General features: G+C 61.5%; 14 protein-coding genes and 1 pseudogene. 4 read left to right on the top strand and 11 right to left on the bottom strand.

What is annotated here, in order from left to right; genetic code table 11:
• From BFD71_RS12685 to mdeB, 3 genes are all read right to left on the bottom strand, one after another.
• Nucleotides 1-1,199 (bottom strand): dihydrolipoyl dehydrogenase family protein (locus BFD71_RS12685; RefSeq protein ID WP_069264138.1); only part of this gene is annotated, 1,199 nt, incomplete at its 3' end.
• A gap of 88 nt (nt 1,200-1,287) precedes the next feature.
• Nucleotides 1,288-2,640, bottom strand: coding sequence for a dihydrolipoyllysine-residue acetyltransferase (aceF, locus tag BFD71_RS12680; RefSeq protein WP_176732874.1), 1,353 nt, complete (start codon nt 2,638-2,640; stop codon nt 1,288-1,290).
• A gap of 138 nt (nt 2,641-2,778) precedes the next feature.
• Nucleotides 2,779-5,493, bottom strand: coding sequence for an alpha-ketoglutarate dehydrogenase (gene mdeB / locus BFD71_RS12675; RefSeq protein WP_069264136.1), 2,715 nt, complete (start codon nt 5,491-5,493; stop codon nt 2,779-2,781).
• Nucleotides 5,494-6,115: 622 nt separating this feature from the next.
• Here mdeB and BFD71_RS12670 point away from each other — a divergent pair.
• The 3 genes from BFD71_RS12670 to BFD71_RS12660 are packed head-to-tail and all read left to right on the top strand — an operon-like array spanning nt 6,116 to nt 8,395.
• A complete protein-coding gene (locus BFD71_RS12670; protein WP_069264134.1) occupies nt 6,116-6,850 on the top strand; it encodes an enoyl-CoA hydratase/isomerase family protein in 735 nt (244 codons plus the stop codon).
• The gene (locus BFD71_RS12665; protein ID WP_069264132.1) at nt 6,843-7,565 is read left to right on the top strand and encodes an NAD(P)H-dependent oxidoreductase; all 723 of its coding nucleotides are present in this window, start codon (nt 6,843-6,845) and stop codon (nt 7,563-7,565) included. The genes BFD71_RS12670 and BFD71_RS12665 overlap by 8 nt, the downstream gene beginning before the upstream one ends.
• Before the next feature lie 50 nt (nt 7,566-7,615).
• Nucleotides 7,616-8,395, top strand: coding sequence for an AraC family transcriptional regulator (locus tag BFD71_RS12660; protein WP_256094649.1), 780 nt, complete (start codon nt 7,616-7,618; stop codon nt 8,393-8,395).
• Between the two features lie 314 nt (nt 8,396-8,709).
• On the opposite strand, the gene BFD71_RS12655 is transcribed toward BFD71_RS12660, so the two are convergent.
• Together BFD71_RS12655 and BFD71_RS12650 are read right to left on the bottom strand one after the other, a co-directional pair.
• On the bottom strand, nt 8,710-8,955 hold the full coding sequence (locus BFD71_RS12655) for a hypothetical protein (RefSeq protein WP_256094648.1): 246 nt from the start codon (nt 8,953-8,955) through the stop codon (nt 8,710-8,712).
• Between the two features lie 594 nt (nt 8,956-9,549).
• Nucleotides 9,550-10,569: an IS110 family transposase gene (locus tag BFD71_RS12650; RefSeq protein WP_069264126.1), complete on the bottom strand. Its 1,020-nt coding sequence runs from the start codon at nt 10,567-10,569 to the stop codon at nt 9,550-9,552.
• A gap of 865 nt (nt 10,570-11,434) precedes the next feature.
• Here BFD71_RS12650 and BFD71_RS12645 point away from each other — a divergent pair.
• The gene (locus tag BFD71_RS12645) at nt 11,435-13,366 is read left to right on the top strand and encodes a TonB-dependent receptor (RefSeq protein ID WP_256094647.1); all 1,932 of its coding nucleotides are present in this window, start codon (nt 11,435-11,437) and stop codon (nt 13,364-13,366) included.
• A 281-nt stretch (nt 13,367-13,647) separates the two neighbouring features.
• On the opposite strand, the pseudogene BFD71_RS12640 reads toward BFD71_RS12645, so the two are convergent.
• From BFD71_RS12640 to BFD71_RS12615, 6 genes and pseudogenes are all read right to left on the bottom strand, one after another.
• Nucleotides 13,648-14,364: pseudogene (locus tag BFD71_RS12640) on the bottom strand (amidase); the annotation flags it as partial.
• 106 nt (nt 14,365-14,470) lie between these two features.
• Complete coding sequence (locus BFD71_RS12635; protein WP_069264122.1) at nt 14,471-15,136, bottom strand: GntR family transcriptional regulator; 666 nt, start codon at nt 15,134-15,136, stop codon at nt 14,471-14,473.
• Nucleotides 15,137-15,216: 80 nt separating this feature from the next.
• On the bottom strand, nt 15,217-16,542 hold the full coding sequence (locus tag BFD71_RS12630) for an amidase (RefSeq protein ID WP_069264206.1): 1,326 nt from the start codon (nt 16,540-16,542) through the stop codon (nt 15,217-15,219).
• Between the two features lie 79 nt (nt 16,543-16,621).
• On the bottom strand, nt 16,622-17,599 hold the full coding sequence (locus tag BFD71_RS12625) for an ABC transporter substrate-binding protein (RefSeq protein WP_069264120.1): 978 nt from the start codon (nt 17,597-17,599) through the stop codon (nt 16,622-16,624).
• Nucleotides 17,596-18,414, bottom strand: a complete 819-nt coding sequence (locus BFD71_RS12620) for an ABC transporter permease (RefSeq protein WP_069264118.1) — start codon at nt 18,412-18,414, stop codon at nt 17,596-17,598. Before BFD71_RS12620 ends, BFD71_RS12625 begins: the two co-directional genes overlap by 4 nt.
• The gene (locus BFD71_RS12615; RefSeq protein WP_256094646.1) at nt 18,411-19,268 is read right to left on the bottom strand and encodes an ABC transporter ATP-binding protein; all 858 of its coding nucleotides are present in this window, start codon (nt 19,266-19,268) and stop codon (nt 18,411-18,413) included. The genes BFD71_RS12620 and BFD71_RS12615 overlap by 4 nt, the downstream gene beginning before the upstream one ends.
• Nucleotides 19,269-19,425: the final 157 nt, after the last annotated feature.

Below are 19,425 nucleotides of genomic sequence, written 5' to 3'. Positions count from 1 at the left end.
TCCGTCACCGCTACGCCCGCCTTGTCCGCGCCGATCTTCTTGCCGTTGGGCGAGCGGCCCACGGCGACCAGCACGAGGTCGTAGCGTTGCGGCTCGGCCGGCGCCTTTTCGCCCTCGAACGACACATAGATGCCGTCGTCCTTCGCCTCGGCGTTCGTGGTTTTGGTCTTGAGCATGACGTTCGCGAAGCGCTTCGCGTTGTACTTCTCCCAGACCTTCACGAGATCGCGGTCCGCGCCGGCCATCAGGCCGTCGAGCATTTCCACGACGTCGATCTGCGCGCCGAGCGTCGCGTAGACGGTGGCCATTTCCAGACCGATGATGCCGCCGCCGATCACAAGCATCTTCTGCGGAATCTGACGCAGTTCCAGCGCGCCGGTCGAATCGACCACGCGCGGATCTTCCGGCATGAACGGCAGTTTCACGGCCTGCGAACCCGCAGCGATGATCGCCTGCTTGAACTTGACGATCTTCTTGCCGTTCTCGCCCACCACTTCCATGTGGTTCGGATCGAGGAACGCGCCCACGCCCGTCACGACTTCGACCTTGCGCGCCTTCGCCATGCCGGCGAGGCCGCCCGTCAGCTTCTTGACGACGCCCGACTTGAAGTCGCGCAACTTGTCCAGGTCGATTTGCGGCTTGCCGAACGTGATGCCGTGCGAGCCGAGCGCTTCAGCTTCGTCGATCACCAGCGCCGTGTGCAGCAGCGCCTTCGACGGGATGCAGCCCACGTTCAGGCACACGCCGCCGAGCGTCGAATAGCGCTCGACCAGCACGGTCTTCATGCCGAGGTCGGCGGAGCGGAACGCCGCCGAGTAGCCGCCGGGGCCCGCGCCGAGCACGAGCATGTCGCATTCGATATCGGCGTTACCGGAGACGCTGCTACCTTGCGGCCGGGCTGACGCGTTCTCCGGTGCCCGGACTGGAGCGATCGACAATGAACTCACGGCAACCAATTCGCCAACGTCTTCAAGAAGCGCGATCAACGTGCCTTCAGACACGATATCGCCAACCCGGACGCTCAATTCCTTGACGACGCCAGAGACCGGACTTGGTACATCCATGGTCGCCTTGTCGGATTCGAGCACAATCAGGGATTGCTCCTTCTCAACACGATCACCGAACTTCACGGCGATCTCGATGACGGGGACTTCCCTGTAATCGCCGATATCCGGCACCTTGATCTCTGTCACGCTCATGAAAACCCTTGATGTGTCGCTCGCACATATCTGTTCGAGCGGAAAGAAGCTTTAGCGCTGCCTCGTGCAGGACCTTTAGTTCGATTCATCAGAGCAGCATCCGGCGGTAATCGGCCAACAGCGAAACCAGGTACGCGTTGAAGCGGCCCGCTTCCGCGCCATCCAGGGCGCGATGATCGAACGACAGGGAGAGCGGCAGGATCAGGCGCGGCACGAACTGCCGCCCGTCCCAGACCGGCTTCATCGCACTGCGCGACAAGCCGAGAATCGCCACTTCCGGCGCATTGATGATCGGCGTGAAATGCGTCCCGCCGATACCACCGAGCGATGAGATCGAAAAGCACCCGCCCTGCATCTGATCGGATTTGAGCTTGCCTTCCCGAGCAAGTTTCGACAGCTCGCCCAATTCCCTCGCAATCTCGACGAGGCCCTTCCTATCCGCATCACGGATGACGGGCACGACGAGACCAGTCGGTGTATCGGCGGCGAAACCAATGTGGCAATACTGCTTGAACACGAGACTGTCGGCCGCGAGGCTTGCATTGAGTGTCGAGAATTTCTTCAATGCGGCGACGACCGCCTTGATCACGAAGGCCAGCATAGTGAACTTCACGCCTGACTTCTCGTATTCCCTGTTCAGCTGCGTACGCAGCGCCTCCAGTTCCGTGATATCCGCTTCGTCGTTGTTCGTGACGTGTGGGATCATCACCCAGTTGCGATGCAGGTTGGCGCCGGACATCTTTTTGATGCGCGACAGCGGCTGCGAATCGATGGGACCGAATTTCGCAAAATCGACTTTCGGCCACGGCAATAGACCCAGCTCCGCTCCGTTCGCCGAGACAGGCGGCGTCGAGACTGCGAGCGTGCCGGACGATGTCGTCATCGCGTTCCTGACGAACGCGGTAAAGTCGTCCAATGTCACGCGCTGCTTCGGACCAGTGCTCTGCACGCGCAATATGTCGACGCCCAGTTCTCGCGCGAGTTTGCGCACCGACGGCGATGCATGGCTTTCGCGACGCGGCTCGCCTTCGTGCGCTTCGGCGCGATGCAACGGCGCGGGCGTGGATTTCAGTTCGGGCGTGGGCACTGGCACTGTCGTGACATTTGCATCTGGCTGCGTGAGATCGCGCGCAGCGGTGGCGGCAGGCACAGGCACCGCCTCGTTGTGCCGCGCTCCCTCGTTCTCGAGCAGCACGATCAATGCGCCTTGCGACACCCGGTCGCCAACCGCGACCTTGAGCTCCTTGATCACGCCAGCGGCCGGGCTAGGTACATCCATCGTCGCTTTGTCCGACTCGAGCATGACGAGCGACTGCTCCTGCTCAACGCGTTGTCCTACTTCCACCAGAACTTCGATTACCGGAATATCCTTGTAATCGCCGATATCCGGCACTTCTACTCGTGTCACCCGCACATTTATCTCCAACAGCAAGCGTTTCAACAGTCGGTGCCGAGCCCCGTACACAGTCGGACGCTCGTCACTTGATCCTTGATTGCCTACGATTAACCGATGAAAGCGCGAAGCCTTTGAACATCCGATTCGCGCGCCGCTCTCATGGACTTCACCGGGCAATGCGTTCTAGACACGCCAAGGCTCGATCAGCCCGCTTCCACTTCGGCCATATCTGTCGATTGCCTGACGCACAATGCCCGAATCCTGCTGGCCGTCGTCGACGAGTGCTTTCAAGGCGGCGATCACGATCGACGCGCGATCCACTTCGAAAAACGCCCGCAACGCCGCACGTGTATCGCTGCGCCCGAACCCGTCGGTGCCAAGCACAACATAGCGGGACGGCACGTACGCACGGATCAGTTCGGGCACGGCACGCACATAGTCAGTCGCGGCGATTACCGGCCCACGCGTAGCGGCCAGCGCTGCCGTCACGTAAGGCACCGCGGCCTCGCCACGCTCCAGCAGCCGCTGCGCGCGCTCCGCGGACACGCCCTCGCGATGTAATTCGGTAAAGCTCGTCACGCTCCATACGGCCGCGTCGATATGCCAGTCGTCTTTCAGCATCCTGGCTGCGGCCTGGACTTCACCGAGAATCGCGCCTGAGCCCAGAAGCTGCATCTGGGCGCTCTCGATTCGCGCCGGCTCCAGTACATACATGCCCTTGAGCACGCCACGCCGGACACGATCGACATCGGCTTCTGCTAGCGGACGTTGCGCGTAGCTTTCATTGGTGACCGTCATGTAATAAAACACGTCGCGCTGACGCTCGATCATCTCCCGCATGCCTTCGTCGACGATCATCGCCACTTCGTACGCGAAGGCCGGATCGTATGCACGGCAGTTCGGAATCGTCGAGGCCGCAAGGTGGCTCGTGCCGTCCTGATGCTGCAGGCCTTCACCACCGAGTGTCGTCTTGCCGGCCGTCGCGCCAATCAGGAAACCGCGTGCGCGCTGGTCCGCTGCCGCCCAGATCAGGTCGCCGATGCGCTGGAAGCCGAACATCGAGTAGTAGATATAAAACGGCAGCATCGGCAGATCGTGCACGCTGTAGGACGTCGCAGCAGCAATCCAGGACGACACCGCACCCGCTTCCGAGATGCCTTCTTCGAGTATTTGCCCGCCAGTATCCTCGCGGTAATAAAGCATCGAGCCCATGTCTTCCGGCTCGTACAGTTGACCGAGCGGTGAATAGATACCGACTTGTCGAAACAGATTGGCCATGCCGAAGGTGCGCGCCTCGTCTGCGACGACGGGCACCACACGTGGGCCCAGCGCGGCATCCTTAAGCAGATTGCCAAGCATGCGCACGATCGCCATCGTGGTCGACATTTCCTTGCCGTTCGTGTCCAGCGCGAATTGCCCCCACGACGGTAGCGCGGGCACGGCCGGCGTGTGCGACGCCGCTATGCGCCTTCTGGGAAGGTAACCGCCTAGCGCCGCCCGACGCGCGTGCAGATACTCCATGACGGCACTGCCTTCTTCGGGCTTGTAGAACTTCACTTGTTCGACATCAGCGTCGGAGAGTGGCAGGCGAAAGCGGTCGCGAAACGCCTTCAACTGGTCGATGTCGAGTTTCTTTTGCTGATGCGTGGTCATGCGTCCCTGGCCGATCGAAGCCATGCCGAAGCCCTTCATTGTCTTCGCGAGAATGACCGTGGGCTGACCGCTGTGTTTCGACGCCTTTTCGTAGGCCGCGTGCAGCTTGCGCACATCGTGGCCGCCGCGTCGCAGGCGGTCGATATCGTCGTTGCTCAGATGCGCTGCGAGCGCAGCCAGCTCGGGGTTCTGCCCGAAAAAACGTTCGCGATTGTAGGCGCCATCGTTGGCGGAAAAAGTCTGGAACTGGCCGTCCACGGTGTGTGAGAACGCGCGCACCAACGCCCCTGTGCGATCACGTGCGAACAGGGTATCCCAGTCCGAACCCCACAGCACTTTGATGACGTTCCAGCCTGCCCCCGTGAACTGTGATTCGAGTTCGTCGATGATGCGGCCATTGCTGCGCACCGGTCCGTCGAGCCGCTGCAAATTGCAGTTGATCACGAACACGAGATTGTCGAGTCCCTCGCGCGCCGCCAGCGAGAGCGCACCGATCGCCTCGGGTTCGTCCATTTCACCGTCGCCGAAATAGCCCCATACTTTGCGGCCTTCCGTGCGTTGCAGTCCGCGGTTCTGCAGATAACGCATGAAGCGCGCCTGGTAGATCGAGTTGATCGGACCAATGCCCATCGAGCCGGTGGGGAACTGCCAGAAGTCCGGCATCAGCCACGGATGCGGATAGGAACACAGGCCCGCACCGGTGATTTCCTGTCGGTAATGTTCGAGATGCGTCTCGTTGAGAAAGCCTTCGAGGTAAGCCCGCGCGTAGACGCCCGGCGCCGAATGAGGCTGAAAATAGACTAGATCGCCGCCGTGAGCATCGTCCGGCCCCCGAAAGAAATGATTGAAGCCCACTTCGAACAGATCGGCGGCCGACGCATAGCTGGCGATATGGCCGCCCAGTTCACCGTACGCCTGATTGGCCCGTATCACCATGGCCAGCGCATTCCAGCGCAGCGCAGCGGCGAGTTCTTCTTCGATTTCGAGGTCGCCGGGATAGGGAGGCTGTTGATCGACGCCAATTGTATTCGCGTAGGGCGTGATATTCAGGCGCGCCGTTGAGATACCGTTCGACAAAGCGTGGGCCGCGAGCCGATTGAACAGGTACTGCGCCCGTTCTGCGCCCGCATGCCGGACCACGCCATCCAGCGCATCGAGCCATTCGGCGGTCTCCTGTGGGTCTTCGTCGACCCGCGTCTGATCCGAGGAAAGGATCGAGAGTGTCCCCGTCGATAAGTCAGTCATCTTGGGCTCCGTAAGAGCAATGTGAATTCGGTGGTGAATACGCAAAGGTTACGGGGCATACGGCAGAATGTGTGGTCGTATTTCGAGCGGGCAAAGCGATGCCGCCTACAATCTCCTCTGGCAAGCGCCTGATTTACAGCATTTCTTTTTGATTCACGCTACCAACCTGCCAGCAAACGCTCACGGCTGATACGCGTCAGCGGCCTAAAGATCAGCGATCTGAAAACGAGTTGTGCAGATCTAGCCTAGATAGATCGTGTGAATTAGTTTTCAATTCCTTTAGATCTTGTCCATCTTTTCAAAGTCCTAAGTCAACCTTCCTCCCTTCACGCTATCGGCGATTGCGATCTGATGGCTCGCGAAAGATCCATCCGCTGACAGTACGTCGAAGTACATCTGCTGAACGCGCACACTCATCGGAATCGAAAAATGGCAAGTCCAGTAATCGCATTGACGGCACTAGGCCTCAGAAGCCACTTCGTAGGCCAGTGGAGATCAACCCGGATGCGCAAACCAAATCGTTATGCGATAAGCCTTCTTATTTGCTGCAAAATCGTCCAATACATTGGGGGCCGAAGCTCGTAGCATGGTTTCCAGAGGAACTTCTTCAGGAGGAGACGGCATGACGGAAACCAGAATCACTTTGGAGCTTAGCAACCGGGTCGCGTCCATTGCGATTAACCGCCCCGACAAGCGCAATGCGCTCGACGAAGCGATGTTCGGTGCGCTGGCGAACGCCCTGCGCCGTGCGCAAGACGATCCGTACGTGCATTGCGTGCTGGTACATGGCATCGGCCCCCATTTCTCGGCGGGCCACGACATCGTTGCGTTCGGCACGCTGTGGCCGCAAGCCGAGGACGGTGCGGTCAGGCGGTGCATTGTTGCGTTCGCGGAGCAACCGAAGCCGTTGGTGGCCGCAGTCACCGGCGCGGCAGTGGGATTCGGCGCCACGATGCTGCTGCACGCCGACTGGGTTGTCGCAGGCGAGAGCACGATATTCAAATTTCCGTTCGCCGATCTGGGCATTGTTCCCGAAGCCGGCGCAACGGCGTTGCTGGCACGCAGGGTGGGCGATCTTGCTGCGCGGGACTGGCTGATGAGCGGCCGCCCGATACCGGCAGCAGAGGCATTGCGGCACGGCTTTGTTTCGTGCGTGTTGCCGGACGCGGAAGTGCTCGCTGCGGCAAACGACTACGCGGCGCGCCTTGCGGCCAAACCGCCGGAAGCCTTGCACGCCACGCGGCACCTGTTGCAGGAGGCAAGTACGTTGCCGGGCCGCGAAGCAATCGAGAGGGAAGTTGCCCAACTCAATATCTTCATTCCCGCTGCCGCGAAGGCATCGAAGACTCATGGCTAAAGTTCATATCGTCCACGCCCACCCGGAGCCGCGCTCCTTCTGCACGGCGATGGCCCACGAAGCCCGACGCGTGCTAGAGTTGCGCGGCGACGACGTGAGCTTTTCGGACCTCTACGCGCTCAACTTCGATCCCGTTGTTCGCGGCAGCGAATTCGCGGAACGTGCCAACAGCGACTACCTCGTCTACGCACTGGAGCAGCGTCGCGCGCTCGAGTGCAACACGCTTGCGCCCGAGGTCCGGCGGGAGGTCGATGCGCTGCTCGCAAGCGACACGCTGATGCTGGTTTTTCCGCTCTACTGGTTCTCGGTGCCCGCCCTGATCAAAGGCTGGATTGACCGATGCTTCCTGTCGGGTGCGCTATATGGCGGAAAGCGCATCTATGGCCGCGGCGGCATGGTCGGCAAGCGCGCTGTGATCGGCGTGAGCCTCGGGGGTCGGCAGCACATGTTCGGCCCGCAGGCCATTCATGGTGAACTGGCGGGGGGCATGCTGCGCCACCTGCTGCAGGGCACGTTGGGATATGTCGGCTATGACGTGGTCGAGCCGTTCTTTGCCTGGCACATCCCGTATTGCCCGGACGCACAGCGGGCCGACACGCTGGCACGCTGGTGCGAATTCGTCGCCAGTCTCGATAAACAACCCGTTATTCCGATGCCGAGACTCGAGGAATATGATGAGATCTTTCAGCCGCTAGCACGGTCCATCGCATCATGAGAGCCGATACACCGAGTCGTTCAATCAAACTCTGGCGCGCGCCGGACGTCATGGACGCCGTCATGCTCAAGGGCCAGTTCGTCGGCCACCGGTATCCGCCTCACGCACACGAGACACTTTGTCTCGCTGTGATTACGGGCGGAGCGTTCGCAGTCGAGGTTCGGGACCAGCGGCGCATATGCCGCCGCGGCGACGTCATCGTGATCGATGCCGATGTCGTGCATTCCGGTGCAGCGTCCGGCGAAGGTCGGTGGAAAATGCGCGTCGAATACGTGCAGCCCGCTGCCCTGGCTGCCTATTGCGACCAGCTCGGCATTGCCCGGCGTGAGCGATTCGAACCGAAGAGCCCGTTTATCGTCGACGCAGAACTCTCGCAGCACCTCTACGGCGTGAACTGGTGTTCCGAAAAGGACGACGACCGTTTCAAGCGCAGCGAAGCACTGGCGAGCGCTATCGCGGGTCTGTGCGCCCGGCATGCGGGCCATGCCCGCGACCTGCCCGTCGTGCGTAATGAACCAGCACTAGTGAAGGCAGTGAAAAACCGCTTGCGCGACGACCTGCATGCGAAAGTGACGCTGCTCACGCTTGCCGCCGAGTTTCACGTCACCCCGTTTGTACTGCTGCGCGCTTTCGTACGCGAGGCTGGACTGAGTCCACATGCCTTTCAGCAGCAGGAGCGCGTACGGAACGCGATGCTGATGTTGCGTGAAGGCCGGCCCATTGCCGAGGCCAGTGCGCTAACGGGCTTTGCGGACCAGTCGCACTTCACGCGCGTGTTCAAGCAACAAACCGGTGTTACACCGAAGATCTATCAGGCTGCGTTTTTTTGAAGTATCGGACGAACGTTTGATGACTGCGGTCAGGCGTCAAGTGAGAAACTGGCTGACGCCGTATTGCAGCACGTCCCACGATTTGCATCTCGAGAGAAAGGTCGGGATTTGAAGCTTTGAACCCGTAATGGGTTAATCGTTCGAATCGTGCAAGATCTGGCGGTGAGCTGCGAGACCACTAACAGAAAGCCCGCGCAATCTCGCTGTTCTTGTGCAATCGCCGGATTCGTAAACCGTTGACCAATCGGCTCTTTTTTCGAAAGAATGCCACGTTTCGCGCGAGTCGAACGATTACCCCTATGGACCCGCAATGATCAATGCAGGGTGTGGACACTGTTCATCGCATCAACAGCGGCCTCGTCGGACAAGGCTTGATCAAGGATTGCGCACCGGAAGTCGAACTTAACGCGAAGGATCGCTGATTCGATCCGTGCGTTGCCCCGATGCCCCCTCAAGCGAGTATTGATCGCCTCCTCGACGGCAAGAATCGCCTGCTCAACGCTCTCCTGATCATCGCTATCGAATCCGACCTCAACCTCGATGCTCTCCAGCAGGTTCAACGCTGTTGCTGTAGAGCTCACCAATTAATGTCGCTGTTTTCCAACCAATTCTTGTCGTTTTGAGCCGCGAAATCCGCCTCCCACACCCCGTAATGACAGCAAAGACAGGCAACTGCTGTCGCTTTGACACATGACCGCTTAAAAAAGTGTTGATCCAGCCCTTTATTCGCCAACAGCGCTCGCAAATTTAACACTCACGACCACTGCTTTCATAAGCGTAATCGGCCTTGAGGCCAGATCGCCTCGCGACGTCATCTCCGCTTCGATCCAAAATATAGGACTACAAAGCAAAAAGCGATCATTATATTTATGTCTACATGAACGCCCCCGTTTGCCCCAGGTGTTCGAGGTTTTGACGAATGGGATGGGCTGCACGTCTACATCCGGCCTCTCTGTGCAGCTTCAGCTTCGCTGCGGGCCACTATGAAATCCGCGGACTCACGCCTCATTCAAATCGCGAGCTTAAGAAGCTCAAACCTAAATTCAGGCTTTGTGAGTCCCGGGTCCAACCCGATCTGTCATCACACTCGAATGCCGCCGCAACTTTTGACGTTCCACCCCTTTAAAGAGAAGGCAGTAGACACCGTGATCGAATCATGACGGTCTCTTGCACGCGTGATCTGCACGGTATGGCTGTTGATGCGCCAGGACCGCCCAGATTATTCGTGCGAGTTTGTTGGCCATGGCAACGATTACTACATTCAACGGACGCCGTTGCTTCATCTGCGTGACCCATTGCCCGGGCTCTTTGGCCTTATAGATAATGCTGCGCGCTCCATGTACCAGCAAAGTCCTGAGATACGTGTCACCGCGCTTACTGATTCCTCGTAGCCTGACGGTTCCGCCGGAGCCAGTCTGTCCCGGCACGAGACCCAACCATGCGGCAAACTCGCGGCCGGATTTAAATGCTTCAGCGTGCCCCATTGTTGCTACTGCCGCCGTCGAGGTGAGCAACCCCACACCTGGGATTGCCGCGATTGCCTTGTCTGCTTGATCGTTCTTCATCCATTCCCGAAGCCGCCGCTCGATCTGACCAATCTGCTTGTCGATCGCGTCCAGACCTCTCCATTGCTCTGCCAGCGTATCGATCAACATTGCGGGGAGGCGTCCTGACAACCTTTCCCGAATCTCGATTATTGCCTTGTCGAGCGCTGCCCTACCGCATCCCATCACTTCACCATACTCGCTCAACAGCCCGCGAAGACTGTTGATCTGCATCGTGCGGAATTTAACGAGTTGCTGACGCATACGATGCAGGGCAAGCACGGCCTGCTGGGCTTCGGTTTTCACGGCAACTGCCTTGCAGTCCACCTGGGCAGCCATCCAGATCGCACGCGCGTCGGCAGCATCGTTCTTATTGCGGATGTTGAAAGCCTTGACGAACTTCCCCGGCATCAACTTGACCTGATGCCCCATTTCAATCAACCGCCGAGCCCAGTGCTGTGATCCGCCGCAGGATTCCATCCCGACGAGGCACGGCCGCCGATTCGCAAAGTACTGAAGAAACGCCGCCCTCTTGACCGACCGGTTCACGACCTCACCGGTGTCTGGGTCCACCCAGTGGACCTGCATCACGTTTTTTGCAATGTCCACGCCCACAATCGTATGCGCCATGACAGATCCCCTTCGGTTCGCTGAGTGAACCAGTATGATCAGCCTGAATCCCAGATCGACGGCTTTTTGCCGCCAACATCGAGCCGATCACGCGAAGCTTGCGACTAGGTGGGGGCGTTCATATCATTCAAATTGCCAGGCTGTACCACGCCATCAAGTGTCCGCGACATTGACCGACTCTGGCACGTTCTGCGAAGGTTCTTCCTGACGGCCGCACTCGCCGTGGAACCGGACAGGCCAGGACTCGTCGAAGAGCTGCGACAGGTGATATTGCAATTGTCTTCCTAAAGTCAGTTCCAACGCTCGTCGGGACATGCACACCACTCAATCACAATGATTGTGGTTTGCGTTTGGTGAAGATCGCCGAAATTTCTTCCAATTTCTGCGATCTGCGCGTCCAGCGTCAGAAATCGCTTGACACAACCCTACAAATAATAATAATTCTCATTTTCCTGTGCACGCATAAAGCGACGCAGACGACTACGGCCGAGGACCGGACGCGGCGTAGTCACATCGAGCGTCATGAGGTCAGCCATAACAATGATGAGAACAAGGAAGCAACAAAATGGTTAGCAGTGCGTACTGTACTCACGCCGAATTGGTCCGGCATCCCACGCAGCCTCAACCCAGAATCCTCGCGACCGCGGCACGGCTTGTTCTTACGGGGGTGCTCGCTGCGCCTTTCTCGCCGGCTTCCTATGCGGAAGAACTCCCACAGGCTGCGCCCGAGGCGCGGGATTCGCAGCAGACACTCCCCGCAGTTGTCGTGAAGGCTGCCGCGCAACCCGATGAACTCCCGGCACCCTACGCCGGCGGCCAGGTGGCAAAGGGAGCTCGTGTCGGGCTCCTCGGCAACAAGAACGTCATGGACACGCCCTTCAGCGTGACCAGCTATACCTCGAAGCGAATACAGAATCAGGAAGCCGCGACGATTGCCGACGTGCTGAACAAGGATCCGTCGATCCGCTTCACGGGCCAGACGGGCGGCGTGACCGACTCGTTCTTTATTCGCGGATTCCCGATTAACGAAGGCAACATCAGCGAATTCGCGTTCGATGGCGTCTACGGCGTCGTACCGAACTATCACGTCTTTCCCGAATACGTCGAGCGCGTCGAGGTGATCAAGGGACCGGCCGCCCTGCTCTACGGCATGTCGCCGAACAGCGGAGTAGGCGGCGTGGTCAATATCGTGCCGAAGCGGCCGCTCGATCAGGACCTCGCGCGCGCGGGCCTCGACTACACCTCGGATTCGCAGGTCGGCGGACACGTCGACATCAGCCGCCGGTTCGGCAACGAGCGCCAGTTCGGCATCCGTTTCAACGGATTGCACCGTCAAGGCGGCACGCCGCTCGACAACCAGAAATCGCGCGCGGAAGTCGGTGCGCTTTCGCTTGACTATCAGGGGGAACGCTTTCGCGCGACGCTCGATTTCATCGAGCAGTATCAGTGGATCGATGCGCCGACTCGTCCGTTCCTGCTCGCTTCGGGCATCGCGGTGCCGTCTGCGCCCGATGGTGCGCGCAATGTCACGCAGTCTTGGGGATGGTGGAAGTCGCTCGATCAGTCCGTGCTGCTGCATACCGAATACGACGCAACCCGGAGCGTCACGGTATTCGCGGATGCCGGCACCGCAAAAACCGACGTTTCGCGCCTCTCCGACCAGACACCGACCATCCTGAACGCGGCAGGCGACACGCGCTCGACGCCGCAGAACTGGAAATTCCAGGTCAATCGCTGGAGCGCGGACACCGGCGCGCGTGCACATTTCGACACCGGCCCGGTCTCGCACTCGCTCACGCTGATGGCGAGCATATACGGCGATCGCATCGCCAACGGCAGCAATTCAGGCACGGCGATCCTGTCGAACCTCTACTCGCCGATCGCCAGTCCGGAACAGGACATCGCCTCGCCCTCGCGCGTGCCCAAGGTATCGTCCTCGCAGCTCTACGGCGTGGCGCTCGCCGATACGCTGAGCGTCCTCAATGATCGTGTGCAGCTTACGGCGGGCGTGCGGCAGCAGCAGGTCCAGTCCGACAACTTCAACACGACCACCGGCGCGAAGTCGTCTTCGTACGACAAGGGCGCGGTGACGCCGCTCGTGGGCATCGTGTTCAAGCCGGTCGAGCATGTCTCGCTCTACGCGAACTACGTCGAAGGTCTGAGCCGCGGCGACATCGCCCCGACCACGGCCTCGAACGCGGGCCAGGTATTCGCACCGTACAAGGCAAAGCAGGAAGAAGTTGGCGTGAAGCTCGACTATCACAGCCTCATGGCAACGCTCGCGGCTTTCCGTATCACCAAGCCGAGCGGCCAGCTCTATGGCACGGTTTACGCGGTGGACAGCGAGCAACGCAACCAGGGGCTCGAATTGACGTTTGCAGGCGAGCCGGTGAAGGGTATCCGGTTGCTCGGCGGCGTCACCTACATCAATGCTGAACTCACGAAGACCAACAGTGCTTCGACGGTCGGGAACCGCCCCGTCGGCGTGCCCCAATGGATGGCCAACGTGGGTACCGAATGGGATCTTCCGTGGGTAACTGGCCTCACGCTGACCGGCGGCGTCAATTTCACGGGACAGGAATACTTCGATCAGGCGAACACACAGTCGGTGCCGTCGTGGACGACCGTGGATCTCGGCGCGCGCTACACCACGTCGATCCATGGAAAGTCGACGACGTTCCGCGCCGGCCTGCTCAACGCGTTCAATCGCAAGTACTGGGCGGGTGTCGCCTCGTACGGCACGATCTCGCTCGGCGCGCCGCGCGCGGTGTTCGCGTCCGCCACGGTGGATTTTTGACGAAGATGGACGAACAACCGGCAGCCCTACTGGCCCGCCTGCGGTAACGTCGATGGGGCCGCCGCTGATCCGGTTGAGTAGACAAAAGCGGCTCCAGGCACCTCGACACCGCGTCGCGCCACATGTCCCGCAAGCTGACATGGGCGACCGGTTTGGCAGGCGGCTTCCATGGAGTCGCGCGTCCACGGCCCTCACGATGCGAAGGGCCCCGTCGTGGCACACGACCATGCCATAGAGATAAACTGCCTTATCCCGCTGTCCGATTTTGCGCGGCCACCTCTCGGATCGGCGGCTGCGTGTCCCGCGACGGCGGCCAGTTGCAGACGCACGTCGGCGACGCAGCGGCCCATCGGTCCGCTGATCCAGTTCGGCGCCCATCCCAGCAGCCGATGCGCCGACGGCACCAGGCCCAGCGACGCGCGGAAACGCACCACACCGCACAGCGCGGCGGGAATGCGCAGTGAACCGCCGAGGTCCGAACCCGTGGCGAGCGGCAACATGCCCGTCGCGAGCGCCACAGCCGAGCCGCCGGACGAGCCCGCGTTCAGGCGCGGATCGAACGGGTTGCCCGTCGCGCCCCACACCGCGTCGCGTGTGTTGGCGCCCGCGTCCATTTCAGGCGTGTTCGTTTTCGTGGCGACGATCGCGCCAGCAGCACGCAGACGTGCAACGAAAGCGTTGTCTGCGACGGGCACGTGGTCGCGATAGAGCGGCGAGCCGTAGGTGGTCAACAGGCCGGCCGTCTCTTCGAGATCCTTCACGCCGATGGGCAGGCCGTGCTACAGGCCGAGCGGTTCGCGGCGCGCGACGGCTTCCTGTGCACGCAGCGCCTCGTCGCGCGCACGCTCGAACGCGGTGGCGGCGAGCGCGTCGACGGACGGCTCGATGGCTTCGATGCGCGCGAGACACGCGTCGAGCAGATCGACGGGCGAAAGCTCGCCTGCGCCGATCAGGCGCCGTGCCTCGACGGCGGACAGTTCCAGCAGGGCTTCGGACATGCGGATCGTGATTGAGATGCCAGAGACCAGGCGGTCGGTTAGTGCAGCGGCTGGTGATGCAAGAAGCGACGCGAGTCGTGACGCTGCTAGTGGATCACACAGTGAATCACACTGGCAGCGGGCGCGCCGACTGATCGACGCACGCGACAATTGCATCGCGCGTATTGAGCAGATGCACGCGCGTCTGCTCGCGCACCGCGTCCGCGTCGCGCGCACGCCAGGCAGCCAGCAGATGCGCATGCTCTTCGTTATTGCTCGCCATGATATCGGGCTGCACATACATGGATAGCGAGACATAGGGTCTTGCGAGCAGCGACAGCCCGCGCACGACCTCGAACAGCCGCGCGCTGGCTTCGCTTTGCATCAGAGCCTGATGAAACTCCTCGTTGAGCAGTGTCCATTGCTCGGAAGTCGGTGCGACCGCACTCATCGCTTCGTGACACACGTTCGCGGTGTCGAGTTGCTCAGCGCTCGCGTTCAGACAGGCCCGTGCCGCGAGCATCGGTTCGAGCATCATGCGCAACTCGTATATTTCGCTGACGTCGTCCGCCGTCAGGCCGCGCACTTCGACTCCCTTGTTCGGATCGATCGCGACGAGCCCCTCCGCGCGCAGGTCCCGAAACGCCTCGCGAACAGGTGTCGTGCTCACGCCGAGACGCTTCGCGACTTCCTCCTGGCGCAGCCTTGTGCCAGCCGCATAGACGCCTTGCAGGATCTCCACGCGCAGCGTGCCCAGTACGTATTCCTGAATCGTGCGATATGGCTTGCCCATGGCGTCCCCTCTTTGTGGTCTGATCTGCCGGCGTCTGTTTGCGCCCGTCCATGCCCGTGTTTGCGCGTTGGCGCGAAAGGTCAGGCGGCAGATTCGTTGCGTGCATCGAGAGGGAGGTCACGCTTCGCACCGATCGCGGCTTCGACCCACGCTGCCGTGCGCAGTGTCGCCAGATCCTCGCCGAATGCGCCGACGATCTGAAAACCCAGCGGCAAGCTCTGCGCTGTCCAGCCCGACGGCACCGTCACGGCAGGCACGCCGAGCAGGCTCCACGGCGCGCAGAAGACAGGGTCGCCCGTATCGTCGAGACCTTCGGGGGCTGCGCCCGTCGCCGTTACGCTCACGAGCGCGTCGCAGCCCGCGAGCAGCGCCGCCGATTCCGCGCGCAGCGCGGACTGCAAAGCCAGTGCGTCTCGGTAGCGCGCTTCGGGCATCGCTGCGCCTTCGTCGATGAGCGCCTGCATGTGATCGCTGAGTTGCGCGCGGTGATACTCCGACACCGGGCCGATTGCGTGCCACGCCTCCACGCGCAGGATTACCTGCAGCACATCGACGATCCGCGCGAGATCCGCGCCGAATCCGATTTCGACCACCTCAGCGCCTGCTGAGCGCAACTGCGCAAGCGATGCTTCGAAATTGGCCTTTTGCTCGTCCTGCAGGCGCGCATCGAAAGGCGTGCGCACCACGCCGAGACGCGGCGGCACGGCGAGCGGCGCGAACCACGCCTGCCAGCTCTCCACGCTTTCGATCGCCTCCGGGCGTCCGGCCACGAAGAGCGCATGCGCGAGCGCGGCCGTTTCCACCGACTGCGCGAAAAATCCAATGTGATCGAGCGACGCGGCGAGCGGATGCACGCCATCGCGCGTGATGCTGCCATAGCTCGGCTTGTAGCCGACCACGCCGCAATACGCAGCCGGCCGGATCACCGAGCCGACCGTTTGCGTGCCGAGCGCGAGCGGCACGATGCCGGCGCCCACGGCCGCAGCAGAACCGCTCGACGAGCCGCCCGGCGTGTGCGTGTTGCTCCACGGGTTGACGGTCGGGCCGGGCTGCCGCCACGCGAATTCCGTGGTCACGGTCTTGCCGAATACCAGCGCGCCATACTGGCGCAGCTTCGTCACGATGGCGGCATCCGCCTGCGGGCGATGGTCGCGATAGATCGGCGAGCCGTACGCGGTCGGCATGTCGATGGTGTCGATCAGGTCCTTCACGCCAACGGGCAGACCCGCGAGCGGCGTGCACGCATCCGGCTCGACATACGCTTCGGGGCGGTACGCAAAGGCGTGCAGCGTGGGTTCGAGCGCGTCGGCGCGCGCGATGGCCGCGTCGAGGCGGGCGCGGCTCGACGCGGCATTGCCGCGTTGCGCGATCAGCTCCGTCACGAACGACGGGGTGGCTTCGGTCATGTTGTACTTCCATTCGAAGCGTTCGGGCACGGGGGCACGCGAACGCGTGGGTCGATTGCCGGCAATGACTGCGGATGCCTTATTTTGCCAGCGAAGCCGCAAACGAATTGTCGACCGACCCCGCATAGGTTGCGGCGCCCGGCTTGATATTGCCGATCGATTCCTGCAAATCCAGCGCGTTGCGGAACGCCTGTTCGGAAATATCGGGCGTCGGCGCGTAGATGTTCTGGTCGATCAGCCGCCCCACGGCCGCTTCCACGATCTTCGGGTCGAGCGACGGGAACTCGCTCTTCGCGACATCCTTGGCCGTCTGCGGCGACTGATGGATGAGCGCCTCGGCCTCGGCGATCGACTTGACGAACGCTGCCACCATCTTCGGCTTGTCCTTGATGGTCGAGGCGAGCGTGTCGATGGTCGAGAATGCGTAGCCACCCGGATAGGCCTTCGGAAAGCCGTACACGATCCTGTAGCCCTGTGCGATACCGGTGTCGGCCTGCGGTTCGTACACGGCCGCCGCCTGGCTGCGGCCCGCGCTGACGGGCGCGAGCTCCGTACCGAGTTGCACCGTATTGAGCGAGACCTTCTCGATCTTCTGGTCCTTGATGAGACGTTGCAGCAGATAGGTACTGGTCGATGGCGGCAGCGCGACGGCCACGCTCTTGCTCGACATGTCGCCGGGCTGATGCACGCCGGCATCGGGCGGCGCGATCACCCACACGGGCACGCCCGCTACCACGTTCGCCACGCTGATCACGCTCGCGCCCTTGAGATTCGCGAGCACCGCTGTCATCGGGTCCTGCAGCGAGAAGTCCGCATGGCCGCCGATCACGGCCGCCACGCCCGCCGCGCCGCTGCCCGCCGTAACCTTCTGCACGTCGAGGCCGTTCTTCGTGAAGATGCCCTTGTCGATCGCCACGTAGAGCGGCAGATACTGGATGGACTGGAATGCCTGATACACCGTCACCGGCTCTCCCGCCTGCGCGGGCAGTTGCGCTGCGAACCCCGTTACCGCGACAGCCGCCGCGATCGCGTCCATGCGTACGTTCATCCGTTTCATCGTTTTGCCTTCCATGAAATGACCTTTGCTTCCGTGAATTGAACGATCCAGCTCAAGAGCGTCGCCATCAGCGTGAGCACGATGATGCCGAGCCACACGGTGTTCAGATCGAACAGCGATCCCGCGACGAACACTTCGTGTCCCAACCCCGCCTGCGAAGCGATGTACTCGCCCACCACCGCGCCGATCAGCGCGAAGCCGATGTTCACGCGCAGCGTGGAAAACACCCACGGCATCGCGCCCGGCAAAATGAGCTTGGTGAAGATCATCGAAGGCTTCGCGTTGAACGAGCGGAACAGGTTGAGCAGGTCCTTGTCGACTTCGCGCGCGGCGGCACACGAAGAGATCATTGCTACCGCGAAGGTGGAAATGCCGGCGAGCCACACTTTCGACGTCGTGTCCGAGCCGAACCAGATGACGATGAGCGGTCCTAGCGCGATCTTCGGGATACTGTTCAGAATGACTGACAGGCCTTCGGCGACGCCCGAAACACGCGGCACGAACCACAGCAGCAAACCGAGCCCGATGCCGAGCCCGCTGCCCACCGCGAGACCGAGCACGGTTTCGTAGAGCGTGACGAGCGTGTCGCTGACCAACGTGCCGCCGTTGAGCCCCTGCCGCGCGGCCAGCCAGATGCCGGCAGGCGAGCCGAGCAGTTTGCCGTTGATCCAGCCTGCCGAAACGGCCACCTGCCACAGCGCGATGAGCGCGACGACGATCAGCGCAACGGCGCCCGTGGTGCCGAGCGTCGCCGCGTTGCGCTGCTTCTTGCGCTGGCGCACTGGCGTGTTGGATGACATTGCTACGTCGCTCATGCCGTGGCTCCCGAGTGCTGGATGGTATGGCTGCGCAGTCCGTTCCAGACGCGTGAATGGAAGGTGCGGAATTCGGGCGCCTCGCGCGCCGACACGGCAGTGCGCGGGCCGTGCGTGGTGAGGCGCACGTCGATGTCGTCTTCGATGCGCGCTGGGCGGCCGCCCAGCAGGATCACGCGGTCGCTTACAGCGATTGCCTCCTCGATATCGTGTGTGACGAGCACGACGCTCGTGCCGCTTTGATCACGCAGCGCCATCACATCGTCTTCGAGTGCGAGCCGTGTTTCATAGTCGAGCGCTGAAAACGGCTCGTCGAGCAGCACCAGTGTAGGATCGACGAGCAGCGTGCGCGTCAGCGCCACGCGCTGTCGCATGCCGCCGGAAAGTGAATGCGGATAGGCGTCGGCCACGGCTCCCAGGCCGTAACGCGACAGCATCTGGTGCGCGCGTTCGTAATCAGCCGCTTTGACCCTGCGATACAGCTCGATACCGAGCACCGCGTTCTGCAATACCGTGCGCCACGGCATCAGCAGATCCTTTTGCAGCATGTAGGCGATGCGGCCCGCGCTCCCATCTTCTCGCGCACCCACGCTGACATGGCCCGATTGCGGATGGATCAGCCCAGAAACGAGATTGAACAGCGTGCTCTTGCCGGCGCCGCTGCGACCGACGATCGACACGATCTCGCCGCCCTTCACGCTGAAGTCGAGGCGCTCGAAGATCGGCACGTCAACACCATCGGCAGTCCGAAATGCATGACTGAGTTGCTGGACCTTCAGGCGGTCCGTACCCGACGCGCGCGTCGTATCGATTGCACCCACTGCTGGCGCAGAGGCAAACGCAAAGAGACTCATGGACATCCCCATCGGTACGTGGTGTGCGTTTGTATTGTGCACAACGCATAATGCACAATCAAAAAAATGCGGCGCAACTGGAAAAAAATTCGACGCGCAATCGGGAATTTCCGCGCCCGAAGATGGTGCGGAGGATGGGATGAAGATCGAGAGGGTG

It is taken from the genome of Paraburkholderia nodosa (genome assembly GCF_001718195.1).
GTDB lineage: Bacteria > Pseudomonadota > Gammaproteobacteria > Burkholderiales > Burkholderiaceae > Paraburkholderia > Paraburkholderia nodosa_A.
This window is presented reverse-complemented; position numbering and strand designations above follow the sequence as displayed.

Coding starts and splice junctions, on each gene's coding strand:
- mdeB (WP_069264136.1), bottom strand. CDS start 5,493: ATGACTGACTTATCGACGGGGACACTCTCGATCCTTTCCTCGGATCAG.
- BFD71_RS12670 (WP_069264134.1), top strand. CDS start 6,116: ATGACGGAAACCAGAATCACTTTGGAGCTTAGCAACCGGGTCGCGTCC.
- BFD71_RS12665 (WP_069264132.1), top strand. CDS start 6,843: ATGGCTAAAGTTCATATCGTCCACGCCCACCCGGAGCCGCGCTCCTTC.
- BFD71_RS12660 (WP_256094649.1), top strand. CDS start 7,616: ATGGACGCCGTCATGCTCAAGGGCCAGTTCGTCGGCCACCGGTATCCG.
- BFD71_RS12650 (WP_069264126.1), bottom strand. CDS start 10,569: ATGGCGCATACGATTGTGGGCGTGGACATTGCAAAAAACGTGATGCAG.
- BFD71_RS12645 (WP_256094647.1), top strand. CDS start 11,435: ATGGACACGCCCTTCAGCGTGACCAGCTATACCTCGAAGCGAATACAG.
- BFD71_RS12635 (WP_069264122.1), bottom strand. CDS start 15,136: ATGGGCAAGCCATATCGCACGATTCAGGAATACGTACTGGGCACGCTG.
- BFD71_RS12630 (WP_069264206.1), bottom strand. CDS start 16,542: ATGACCGAAGCCACCCCGTCGTTCGTGACGGAGCTGATCGCGCAACGC.
- BFD71_RS12625 (WP_069264120.1), bottom strand. CDS start 17,599: ATGAAACGGATGAACGTACGCATGGACGCGATCGCGGCGGCTGTCGCG.
- BFD71_RS12620 (WP_069264118.1), bottom strand. CDS start 18,414: ATGAGCGACGTAGCAATGTCATCCAACACGCCAGTGCGCCAGCGCAAG.
- BFD71_RS12615 (WP_256094646.1), bottom strand. CDS start 19,268: ATGAGTCTCTTTGCGTTTGCCTCTGCGCCAGCAGTGGGTGCAATCGAT.